This is a genomic window from Neobacillus sp. plas4, from assembly GCF_057221695.1.
Genome location: NZ_CM170152.1, coordinates 3,021,388 through 3,032,920, shown reverse-complemented (window position 1 = coordinate 3,032,920; position 11,533 = coordinate 3,021,388). Strand labels below are relative to the sequence as shown.

14 protein-coding genes and 1 pseudogene are annotated in these 11,533 nt (G+C 37.1%); 3 read left to right on the top strand and 12 right to left on the bottom strand.

Annotated features, from left to right (window positions below):
• Positions 1–32: 32 nt before the first annotated feature.
• The 10 genes from AC2TFD_RS15085 to AC2TFD_RS15040 form a co-directional block, all read right to left on the bottom strand.
• A complete protein-coding gene (locus AC2TFD_RS15085; protein ID WP_484676234.1) occupies positions 33–956 on the bottom strand; it encodes a VOC family protein in 924 nt (307 codons plus the stop codon).
• Positions 957–974: 18 nt separating this feature from the next.
• Positions 975–1,937, bottom strand: a complete 963-nt coding sequence (locus AC2TFD_RS15080) for a fumarylacetoacetate hydrolase family protein (protein WP_484676233.1) — start codon at positions 1,935–1,937, stop codon at positions 975–977.
• Between the two features lie 348 nt (positions 1,938–2,285).
• Positions 2,286–2,840, bottom strand: a complete 555-nt coding sequence (locus AC2TFD_RS15075; protein WP_484676232.1) for an NADPH-dependent FMN reductase — start codon at positions 2,838–2,840, stop codon at positions 2,286–2,288.
• A gap of 135 nt (positions 2,841–2,975) precedes the next feature.
• Positions 2,976–3,977, bottom strand: coding sequence for an alpha-ketoacid dehydrogenase subunit beta (locus AC2TFD_RS15070; protein WP_484676231.1), 1,002 nt, complete (start codon positions 3,975–3,977; stop codon positions 2,976–2,978).
• Positions 3,958–5,064, bottom strand: a complete 1,107-nt coding sequence (gene pdhA, locus AC2TFD_RS15065; protein WP_484676230.1) for a pyruvate dehydrogenase (acetyl-transferring) E1 component subunit alpha — start codon at positions 5,062–5,064, stop codon at positions 3,958–3,960. The genes AC2TFD_RS15070 and pdhA overlap by 20 nt, the downstream gene beginning before the upstream one ends.
• A 267-nt stretch (positions 5,065–5,331) precedes the next feature.
• A complete protein-coding gene (locus AC2TFD_RS15060) occupies positions 5,332–5,562 on the bottom strand; it encodes a hypothetical protein (protein WP_484676229.1) in 231 nt (76 codons plus the stop codon).
• A gap of 167 nt (positions 5,563–5,729) precedes the next feature.
• Positions 5,730–6,188: a DinB family protein gene (locus tag AC2TFD_RS15055; RefSeq protein ID WP_484676228.1), complete on the bottom strand. Its 459-nt coding sequence runs from the start codon at positions 6,186–6,188 to the stop codon at positions 5,730–5,732.
• Positions 6,189–6,296: 108 nt separating this feature from the next.
• Positions 6,297–6,680, bottom strand: a complete 384-nt coding sequence (locus AC2TFD_RS15050; protein WP_484676325.1) for an acyl-CoA thioesterase — start codon at positions 6,678–6,680, stop codon at positions 6,297–6,299.
• 105 nt (positions 6,681–6,785) lie between these two features.
• Entirely contained in the window at positions 6,786–7,019 is a 234-nt protein-coding gene (locus AC2TFD_RS15045; RefSeq protein WP_484676227.1) for a hypothetical protein, read from the bottom strand.
• A 346-nt stretch (positions 7,020–7,365) separates the two neighbouring features.
• Positions 7,366–8,478 carry an FtsZ/tubulin family protein gene (locus AC2TFD_RS15040; RefSeq protein ID WP_484676226.1) on the bottom strand — a complete coding sequence of 371 codons (1,113 nt, stop codon included), beginning with the start codon at positions 8,476–8,478 and terminating at the stop codon, positions 7,366–7,368.
• 294 nt (positions 8,479–8,772) lie between these two features.
• On the opposite strand from AC2TFD_RS15040, the gene AC2TFD_RS15035 reads away from it, so the two are divergent.
• From AC2TFD_RS15035 to AC2TFD_RS15025, 3 genes are all read left to right on the top strand, one after another.
• On the top strand, positions 8,773–9,240 hold the full coding sequence (locus AC2TFD_RS15035) for a low molecular weight protein-tyrosine-phosphatase (RefSeq protein ID WP_484676225.1): 468 nt from the start codon (positions 8,773–8,775) through the stop codon (positions 9,238–9,240).
• A gap of 201 nt (positions 9,241–9,441) precedes the next feature.
• On the top strand, positions 9,442–10,062 hold the full coding sequence (locus tag AC2TFD_RS15030) for an NAD(P)-dependent oxidoreductase (protein ID WP_484676324.1): 621 nt from the start codon (positions 9,442–9,444) through the stop codon (positions 10,060–10,062).
• A 154-nt stretch (positions 10,063–10,216) separates the two neighbouring features.
• Positions 10,217–10,375, top strand: a complete 159-nt coding sequence (locus AC2TFD_RS15025) for a hypothetical protein (protein ID WP_484676224.1) — start codon at positions 10,217–10,219, stop codon at positions 10,373–10,375.
• A gap of 150 nt (positions 10,376–10,525) precedes the next feature.
• On the opposite strand, the pseudogene AC2TFD_RS15020 reads toward AC2TFD_RS15025, so the two are convergent.
• Positions 10,526–10,782: pseudogene (locus tag AC2TFD_RS15020) on the bottom strand (YolD-like family protein).
• 237 nt (positions 10,783–11,019) lie between these two features.
• The gene (locus tag AC2TFD_RS15015) at positions 11,020–11,463 is read right to left on the bottom strand and encodes a cell wall hydrolase (RefSeq protein ID WP_484676223.1); all 444 of its coding nucleotides are present in this window, start codon (positions 11,461–11,463) and stop codon (positions 11,020–11,022) included.
• Between the last annotated feature and the right edge of the window lie 70 nt (positions 11,464–11,533).

The following is an 11,533-nucleotide window of genomic DNA, read 5'->3' as shown; positions in this document are numbered from 1 at the left end:
GATAATGGATGTGAATCATCATGGTTCTGTATTCAAACTTTTTTTATAATTTCAATGACCTCAGTACCATAGGCTGTAATATCGTTACCATATGGTGTTGCCCACTTTGAAAACATCTCATCAGGATTCCATACTTTAGGCCTTTGAGGATAATCTTCATGCCATGGTCTTGGTTCCATATACCCTAAATCAAAATTATAAAGATCAACATCAAATGTTAATTCAACCACGTTTCCATCTGGATCTTGGTGGTAAGAAGAGATTGGGTGCCCTGCTCCATGTCTAGATGGACCCCAAAGTATTGGCACATTGTTTTTTGCTAATAGATCATGACTTTTCGCCATATGATTCCAGTCCTTTAGTTCAAATGCTATATGGTGCATTTTTTTCCTTTCTCCCAACAAGAAATTCACTATGTGGTAATTGGTGTTACATGTCATAAATGTAATAACACCATCTACCCAATCGGTAACATGAAACCCTAATACATCACGATAAAAATTCACCGCACGTGGTTGATCTTCTGGTGTAAGTGAAAAAGAAACATGGTTAAGATTAAAAGGTGCGATTCCCGTTTCCTTGAATCCAACGCCGCTAAACTCCATCTCTTCGTAAATTTGTACCGTATTACCAATCACGTCAGTAAACTCTAATAGTTGGGGTATACCCGGAAGGGCATTTGATTTGATGTCAGAATGGATATCATGTTTTGCTAATTCCTCTGCAACTTCTTGTAACGTTGAATCTTTGCTTAATTGAAGTCCCGTAGAAATATACCCTGATTTATCAGACGGGGTAAGAATAATATTATGATGATCAATCGATGCACTTAAGTAAGCGCTTCCATTGAGTCCCCTTTTAACAACCGTTAATCCCATAATGTTTTCATAGTAATAAATCATTGCGTCGATATTTTTTGTACCAAAATGTACATAACCAAATTTTATTAATCTCATGTTTCCCTCTCCCTTTTTTTATCGTTTCGTTTTTGCACCAACAACTAAATTTTCTTGTACCCCTAAATTAATTAACCCATTTGGACTTTTAATCTCACAGCGAATGGTATCTCCATCTTTAAGATAAAACGGATTATCCTTTTGGTCGTTGATTAAAATCTCTGTCTTCTTATCTGGAGATTCAGACATTTTCTGTATTAATTCTGGGGTTAATCGAATCGCTATACCACTTGGAGTTCCCGTCATAATCAAATCCCCTGGAGATACATCCATTAGTCCTGATAATTCAGTTAATGTTTCAGCGGGTCTATAGATTAACTGCTCTGTATTGGCCGATTGGCGCAGTTCTCCATTTACCCAAAGTTTAATATCTAAGTTGTAAATGTTAGGAATATCATCCTGATCTAAAATGTAAAGAAATGGGCCGGTTGGACAAAAAGTTCGATAACTTTTCCCTTTATAGTATTGGTCCTGTGGAATCTGGACGTCTCTTGCTGAAATATCATTGGTTATGACGAGACCAGCCACATAATCTAGTAAATTATCTTCTGTTACCTCAACGGAAGCGGTAATCTCTTTACCGATCACTAGTCCTAATTCGATTTCATAATCAAGCAATCTGACATGATCGGGGCAAATCACTTGATCATTCGGGCCGCATATAGAACTTTCTGCTTTTGTAAAAAAGAGGTTAAAGCTTGCTTTTTCCGAAGTACCAGCTTCGGCGCGATGGGCCGCATAGTTCAATCCCTGACAGACGATTTGAGCAGGTCTAGTAATAGGGCTGAGGATATGCAGATCATGAATGGAAATTCCACTGCTTGAATCGCCACCTGCGATTTGTCTGGCTTTTGGGACACCCTCCTGTAAAAAGATCGATAGTGATTCAAATGTTCCTGGAATAGGAATCACCTTATCCCCTTGTACAACCCCCCAATTTGAATTTTGTATTTTTTTATAACGAGCAACAGAAAACCCCATCATTCTCCTCCTGTTTTTTAATATTCTGCCATCTGTTTTCCCAATTAAAGGATAGGATGTTTTCAACATTTGCTAAGACTGTTTACTTGGGACACTATTAAAAAATGCAATTTTTGTGCCAAACTTTGCTTTTGGCTTAAAATTGATAAAATCACGTTTTGTCTTATACCGATTCAATTCATGAGGTAGGATTGTTGTAATATCCGGACATTACTGTCCGTCTTCCCTTACAGTTTGAATTCTTAAATCCTTCATACATAGCTCTGGGATTTTTCTTTGGGAAATTTCTCTTATTTTTCTTAATAATCCCGTAGGAAATTGGATGAATTTTTGAACCATTGTTCCTTTTTAACTTAATGAATGTTTGGAGCTGAAAGTTTTAATCCATGTTATAAAGTTCTCAATAACCCCATCAATAAACTTCAGTGTCGGCACATGAATGATTTCACCTTTTTCATCGATCTTTTCAAGTATGCTGCCGATGAAAACTTCATTTTGCGGGAGAACCAAGGCACCCGTTGCATCGAGCGCGACTCGTAAATGTTCTTGAGCCCGGACAGTCCCACCTACACCTGGGGTCACACCTGCGACCATGACAGGCTTCTTCACGAGGACTTTTTCGACCCGAGAAGCCCAATCAATTGCATTTTTCAGGACACCTGGAATCGTATGGTTGTATTCAGGGGTAATAATGATGAGCCCATCACTGTCTAAAATTTCCTTTTTGAATATTTGGACACTTTTAGGTGATGTTAATTCAAAATCTTGATTATACATTGGTATATCCTCAATCGATAAAAGTTGAATTTCCACTCTGTTTTTATATCGATCAATAAGTTGAAGAGCTAGTTTTTTATTGACAGATTCTTTCCTTAAGCTGCCTACAATGATTGATATTTTCATTAATATAATTCATCCTTTCTTCATTAAAATCAAACTGCCAATAATTTGCGGATCATCAAGTAACAGTTTGAGATATTTCATACCTCGATTTAATTTTGGTGCATCTTCTCTCCCTCTTAATCCAGAGTTTAATTTCTAGAATTCTATCACTTTATTAATGGCGTCAATGATTCTTTTCGTTGTCGGAATCCATTCATTTTCAATCTCTGCGAACGGATAAACCGTATCAGGAGGAGCGACTCTTAGTACCGGAGCCTCTAAATGAAGTATCGCTTCTTCAGTAATTTGGGCAATGATTTCTGCTGCTACTCCTGCCGTTTTCTGTGCTTCTTGAACTACGATGGCACGATTTGTTTTTATAACAGATTTTACAATCGTATCAATATCGATAGGGCTGACCGTTCGCAAATCAATAACTTCTGCCTTGATTCCTTTGGTTTTCTCAATTTTTTCTGCTGCTTCTAATGATGTGTGTACCATCGCACCGTACGTAACTATCGTGATATCTTCCCCTTCTCGAACAACTTTTGCTTCTCCAATAGGAACAGTGTATTTACCTACCGGAACTTCTCCTCGGAAGGAGCGATAGAGCTTCATATGTTCTAAAAAGATTACCGGATCATTATCGCGAATCGCTGAAATGAGCAATCCTTTCGCATCATATGGGTTAGACGGGATAACCACTTTCACTCCTGGTGTTTGTAACATTAAGCCCTCAAAACTATCTGCATGGTTTTCAGGGGTCTTTACCCCACCTCCGTAAGGAGAACGAAACGTTATTGGACTATGAAATCTCCCACCAGAACGGTAACGCATTCGCGCGGCCTGGTTTGCTATCGAATCCATGACCTCAAACATAAATCCAAAAAACTGAATTTCAGCGACTGGACGAAACCCTTGAAGACCCAACCCTATGGCCAACCCCCCAATTCCCGATTCAGCAAGAGGGGTGTCGAACACTCTGTGTTCTCCAAACTGTTCCTGCAATCCTTCCGTCGCACGAAATACCCCTCCATTCAGCCCAACATCTTCACCGAAAACGAGGACTTTATTATCTCTTTCAAGTTCAATTCGCATTGCGTCATTAATGGCTTGAATCATCGTCATTTGCACAGTGCTAGTTAATGTCTGAGTCATCTAATTTCCCCTCCATAGGTTCAAAATCAGCCATTTGTTTTTTCAAATGTAATGGTGTTTTTTCAAACATCGTTTCAATTAAGATGGGAATCTTCATTTTGGGCGTTTGATCGGCAATTTTTATTGCATTTGCTATCTTTTGTTTTGCCTCTTCGATCACAAGCTGCTCTTCTTCCTCACTCCATAGTCCCTGCTTGGTTAAATATTTTCTGAAGCGGATTAATGGATCTTTGCGCTTCCATTCTTCCTCTTCTTGTTTATTACGGTAACGTGTTGGATCATCTCCTGCCATTGTGTGCGCACCATAACGATACGTAATTGCTTCGATTAAAGTTGGCCCTTCACCATTTCTTGCCCGAACAGCCGCATCCGAAACGGCTTTATGTACGGCCAACACGTCCATTCCATCTACCTGTATACCCAAAATACCAGCAGAAACTGCTTTTTGTGCTAAAGTTTCCGCTGCTGTTTGCTTTTTAATGGGAACAGAAATCGCATACTGATTATTTTGAACAAAAAAGATGGCTGGTGCTTTGTAGGCACCCGCGAAATTAAGGCCTTCATAAAAGTCTCCCTGAGAAGTTCCTCCATCCCCTATATAAGCAATCGCCACATTCTTTAGATTGTTTAGCTTAAATCCGAGTGCCACACCTGCAGCCTGAATAATTTGTGCAGCAATGATGATCTGCGGCATCAAGACATTCACACCATCCGGAATTTGCCCGCCATGTATATGGCCTCGTGAATAGAGAAAAGATTGATAGAGTGGAAGCCCATGCCAGACAATTTGTGGAATATCACGATAACTTCCCAGGATAAAATCTTCCTTTAATAGAGCATCCTCACTCCCTATCATACTGGCCTCTTGACCGGAGACAGGAGCCCAAAGCCCTAAACGCCCCTGACGATTTAATTTAATTGCCCGTTCATCCCATACTCTTGTGAACAACATTTTCTTCATAAGATTTCTTAATCGATCATTCGATAATTCCGGAATAAGATCGTGATGAATGATTTCTCCTTCTGCATTTAAAATAGAAAGGAACTTTGACTGTTCTGGGTACACTTGTGTCGCTGATTGACTCATATTGGACCTCCTCAAATTTCCTCGTTTACATTAAATAATGCAAGTTGTGTGCCAAATATTTAAACTCTTTAAGAATGCGGTTTCAATAAATTTAATTGAATCAAAAATGTGAAAGTGTATGTCAAAACAAACAAACTGTCAGAAATTACTTACAAAATAAAGAATTTGAGCAATCTTTAAAATAAGAAAAAGCGATACCTGTTTTAAGGTATCGCTCCCGTTATCTATTGCTTCAATTGGATAATGGTTTAGTGGTAGTCAGCATTCCTATTTTTTTAATGCCTTGCTTGCAATCTCAATTAATACGCTGGTTTCGCTCTCTTTCATATCTTCTGCAATCGTCTGTAATGATTGTTTATAATACTCAGCTTTTTCGGCTTGCTCAATAAACCATTTTAAATCTTGTAATTGGAAATGAAATTGGGGAATGATATCATGAGCACCCTTAGCATCCATTTCTACAAACGCCTTCAATTGGTTAAATCTTAACCGATCCAAATTCATCCCTCGCTTTTCTCTCAGTTTATAAAACTCATTATCTCTCTACATCGAGCTTTACAATTTGATTCATTATATTCAGCCAGGTATGGTTTCATACCAAACAGTCTATCTGCTGCCTCATTCCTGCCATTTATTAGATACTCTTAACAAAAAAAAACTCCAGATCATCGTCTGAAGGTAATAAAATCAACATTAATAGGTTCAAGGTTTGCTGCTCTTAAAAGTTGATTAATCTGTCCACGATGATACTGACCATGTAGAGCAACATGGGTTAAAATATCCCGTACTGAATTGTGAAACTCTTTTCCTTTAATATTTTTATACGAGACTAGTTGATCTAGTTCCATATGGGATAAATTTGATAGCAATGTAGTATAGTTTTTGTTATTTTGAATTGCAAGTTCAACACAGCTTTCTAAACTAACCTCCGACCAGATTGGTAAGTGTGAACTATCTCTTCCCTTTAATCTAGTAAACCAGTGATTTTCTGCATGAAGAATATGTGAGAAGAGCCTATTTGCCTGCTCAATCTCTCCTTCACCGTATCGTAAGGCTTCAAGAATTCGTTGGTTACTCCAGTGTAAATGCTTAAACATTGTACGGATTGTTTCCAAGAAAAGCACCATCCTTCATTTTAATAATAAAAATATATGCTGCAAAAAAGATGAGTTATATCCTTACCTATAAATAATAAAAGCCCCAACGCTGGGCTTTCATTATTTGGCTATATGCTATTTAATCAAAAACTTTTCCATTTTATTTCGCATTTCATCAGGAATCGGAGCACTTGTTTGCTTTTCAAAATCGAAATAAACGATAACTGCTTCTCCGTATGCAAGTAATTCATTCCGGTCTTGATGAACAAATTCATGACCTAATGTTAGACTACTTTTTCCAATCTCTTTTAAAAAAGATTTAATTACAATCTTATCATTGACATAAATTTGCTGTATATAATCACAGTGTGTAGAAACTAAAACAAATGGAAAATTTTCAAGGTTTGGAACGATTTCGTTTTCTAATAGAAACTCTACTCGAGCTTGTTCTAGATAAATAAAATAGCTCACACTATTGATATGCCCTAAAGCATCCGATTCACAATATCTTGTGACTATTTCAGTACGATGGTGTACGATTGCCGTCTCCTCCTTTCTGTACTTATATTTTTTTCAATTCTTCGATTAAATTCGGGACAACCATATCGAAAGAAACAGTTTCAATTAAATCTCAATGTCATTAGCTAGTAAAGATCTCTTCTTCCGAGTAGTTGTGATGATGCTAACAATAAAGATGAGTATACAAATGGTTGTAATGACGCCTGAAATCGGAAGAGTAAAAAAGATCATGAATCCATTTTGAGAGGTTGCCAATGATTGAAATAATGCTGCCTCCATTTGTGCGCCTAAAACAAAAGTTAATATGGTAGCCGCTATCGGAATATCTAGTTTTTTCATTTAATACCCAATAACTCAAAAGAGTGCATAATAAAGGCACCAAATAGAACTGCAATGGTAGGTGATATTGGAAGTTCCAACGTAAATAAGGGTTGGGTAATCGCCCATCAATAAAAACTCCTTCACTCCAATATGTACTTCTATTAGTATCCATCCACGTATACAATTTTGCTCTTATTATACCATTATAACAGAATATTTGAAATTTTATAATTAAATCTAAGATATAAAATATGTACAAATCCCTGTATTGGAATTTGTGTTAATCAAAAAGTTCCAGTAATCTTGAAATACCTCAAGAGTACTGGAACTGGATTAGGATGTTTATTACGAATTTTTTATTTCCTTACTTCTTTTGATATTTATTTAACTTGGTTGAAATGGATACGGGCTTTCTTTCTTGTTTCATTAGTTTTAAGTTGGATGCCCAACGAATTCCTGACTCGTAATTTTGGGTATTTTCCTTTTTTACAAGGCTCTGTAATCGTTCCTTGTTCTTTTCGATCGATTCTTCTATAGATAGCATGCGCCGGGATGGGAAGGATAGTCCGGCTAGAATGGTTGTAATCGTAGGGTCAGATTCTGTGATATAGGTTCCTTCGAATAATTGCACCGGTTCCCCTACCCTTTCAAAGATCGAAGGTACATTAATTAACTTTGAAATGCTCTCAGGTCCTTCATAGATAAGCCCGGCTCGGATGACCCCCTGTGATTCAACAGGACAAAAAATCGAGTTCTCCCAAGAAACCTGCACTTTTTTTGAGACCTCTGAAGTATTTTTTGCTTCGGTAATAGGAGCGGAAGAAATCATCGCTACCCCTCTTGATCCAAGTATATTCATTAGATCGGTTTCATCAAAATTACCAAAGAATGAGCTTTTCTTCGTGATTTTTAGAAGATGGTTAATGGCCTCTATGGCTTGAAGATTTGCTGAAAGATAAATTTCGTGTTTGCTGGATTGAGGTTTTAATTTTCGCATTTGATCATTGTCAACAAGAAAGACAGATGAAATGCCTTCTATATTTGATAGCTCTTCGATACATTCGGCGGTATTAATGCGATTCCCCGCTAATACATTACGTTCAGGTATAACTGCAATCGCCCCAACCTTAACGCCAGGCAACTGATCAATTAACAGATCAATCAACATCGGACTCATCCCAGAACCCGTGCCGCCGTCTGTTGAAAAAGCCACTAGTAAAAGCTTAATGTTTTTAAAGGAGCTGTTAACAAAATCAATAATCTCCTTATAGTTTTCTTGAATCGCACGTAATCCCAATGAACGATCTTGCCCTGCACCATTATAGCCTGGGACAAAAAACTTTTTCTCTACCCGGGTATTTACAGCTCCATCCCGTTGGTTCGTATTGATGAGAGCTGTTCGAAAATTCAAGGCAGATGCAATTTCTGCAATGTTCCCGCCTGCTTGACCCACGCCTAAAATTCCAATCGATTTCACGATAACTCCTCCTTCGTAAGCTAAAATCTAATATACGTTAATTATTTAGAAGGATTTTTAATCCAAACAGTAATTTGGAAAAAACAAACCTTATAACATTTTTACTATTTAGATGGGCAGATTATGACCAATTATCGTCCTACTCTTTTTCGAAAAAAATAATGGCGGCCTTATAAGAGGGTTGAAGTCCTGAAACATGGAAAGGGTCTTTATTTTACATTCATTGATGATTGCCTTAGAATGGTCGTTATGGAATAGTAATCGAAGTTTAATAGGTTAAAAGGAGTTAATATCATGATAAATGTATTATTTGTTTGCTTAGGAAATATTTGCCGTTCACCAATGGCTGAGGCATTGTTTCGTGACTTACTGAAAAAAGAAAATTTGTCTACCCAGATAACAGTTGATTCCGCTGCTACAAGTTCTTGGCATATAGGTTCACCTCCTCATAAAGGAACTCTTGCCATCCTTAAAAAGTACAACGTTTCCTCTGATGGTCTTGTTGGCCGCCAATTAACGAAGGAAGATTTTGAGAAGTTTGAATACATCATTGGTATGGATGAAAGTAATGTGAAGAATATTTCAGAGATAACTGGTAATCCTCAGCATCCTAAAATCATTCGCCTGCTTGATTTGACGGAACATAAAAAAGATGTCCCTGATCCATATTACACAGGAGATTTTGAAGAAACCTATCAGCTGGTTACAGACGGCTGTCATGCATTGCTCGAGAAAATTCGAATGGAATATAACTTAACCTAAAAAAAACCTGCCAATTTGTACAGTCAAAAAGGCTTAGAGAAAAAAATTTCTCTAAGCCTTTTTTGACTTTTCTTTTTTCATGACAGCACCCGTTTGTAATATAAGGTTTGCCCGAAATTTCTGGGAGACCTTTTAGTTGAACAAGACATTAAAATAATTTTTATAGTAAAATATTATTATTGCTAAAGGAGGCTCATTCTTATTAATATTTTAATTTTAGGTGCAACTGGACGAGTAGGTAGTCAAATAGTAACTTATGCCCTTCATGATAGACATCATGTTACTGTATTAGTTCGCACTCCAGAGAAGATTCAAATAAATAGTGAAAATTTGACCATTATTCAAGGGAATGTTTTAAATAAAAATGATTTAGTACGTGCAATGGATGGGATTGATGTTGTAATTAGTGCACTAAATACTGATGGAACAACCACTCTATCAGAAAGTATGCCACTAATAATCAAAGCAATGGAATACGAAGGTATACAACGAATTATCACGATAGGAACTGCAGGGATCTTACAAAGTAGAACCACGTCAACCGTACTCCGTTATCAGTCGAGTGAATCAAAACGGAAATCAACACGTGCAGCACAAGAACATCATAAAGTTTACAATACGCTTAAACAATCAGCCCTCGATTGGACGATTGTCTGTCCTACGTACCTGCCGGTTGGAGAAAGGATAGGCAAATATCGAATAGAACGAAATTTCTTGCCTGAGGATGGAGTTGAAATCTCCGTACTAGATACTGCAGAATTTGCATATAGCCAGATAAAAACAAGCGATTATATAAAATCACGTGTAGGTATCGCCTACTAATGATATTCTTACCTCGTATGCGAAGAAAATAGATCCATCCAACTAATTTAATTCTTTGTAATAATTGTAGTGAAACCTTAATACAACGATGACAAGCATTGAAGCATAAATATGAAAAAATAGAAAATCAACTTTTAATTGAAGGAGGTTTTTTATGATGGGTATTTTAGCGAAAGTCATCTGTAAATTAAAAGGTCACGCTTATGAAGAAACAAATCAGAAACCCGATGGATGGGGATATATTGCAACTTGGTTTATATGTAACCGATGTCGTCATGAAAAAGTAGTCACTATCCGAGAGGATGAAGTTTAATGTCGGTCATCAGTAACGGTGATTACTATGGAAAAAGGACAGGTGGGTTCGTTAATCTGTCCTTTTGTTTTCTCATCCCTTATTCAATTGCCCTTTAGTTAAAAAAAATACCAACCCTGCTAAGGTTGACACATAACATTAGATGTATGCTTAATTCAAAACCTTCACTCCTATTACACTATCGAATGCCACCCGTTCAAATTCCCCAGACTTTAGTACAATCCGCATCTCATGAGTTATAGGATCGACGTAATGAACACGCCCAGTAATGTCTTGAGTAAATCCGTCATCCCATACTGTTAGCTTTACCGCATGTATTCTATTGCGTATGCTATACGCAGGTCGAACTCTTCCTTCTGATGTTCGTCTAATATTGGCTTAGCAGTCCGAGCTTGGTCCTTAAACATTTCACTTGTCATTTCAAAAGCTAGCGGTAAGAATGAAGCTGACCGCCATTTCATTTTACCACTGTCACGAATTTCCAATATAAATCATCTCCTCACTATTATTATATACGAACAAATGTTCTGTGTATATTCCAACATATAAGTGGTCTTAGTTAACTTCTTCAACAAACGCTTCCCGTAACCCTTTTATTTTGTAAAAATTCTAATCATGTAAAAAAGCTTACTCAAAGAGTAAGCTCAACCCCTATAAACACTATCACATGTTCCAGGTTTTGGTTCATAAAAACAATGTTCTTTAAATGCACCAGTATGAGGTTGATCATACCATGTAGGAGGACACCCTGGGGCTGCTGGATTAAAATACCAAAGAGCAAATTTCGCAGGATGATCTCTCCAACCATTTATATTTTGTTGTGCTAATCTTCTTTCAGAAGTTCTTGATCTTTGATAAAATACATTCCCTTTTTGCACTGCTTCAAAAGAAAAATTTCCTCCTTGTACATGAAATATTACATCATGAACAGTGGTTAACTCTTTGAAATCTGTGCATTGTGCTACAACACGATTTATGATTACATTTCCAACATATAACATTCCTTGCTTTCCTTCGCCTTCTGCTTCTGCTCTCATCATTCTTGCCATTTCATCAACTTCATGACTTCTAGCCCTAACTCTTGGCATTTCATCACCTCACAAATAAATGTATGAAAAAAATCCTCCTTTCATGACATTGTTTATATAACTTGGTGAG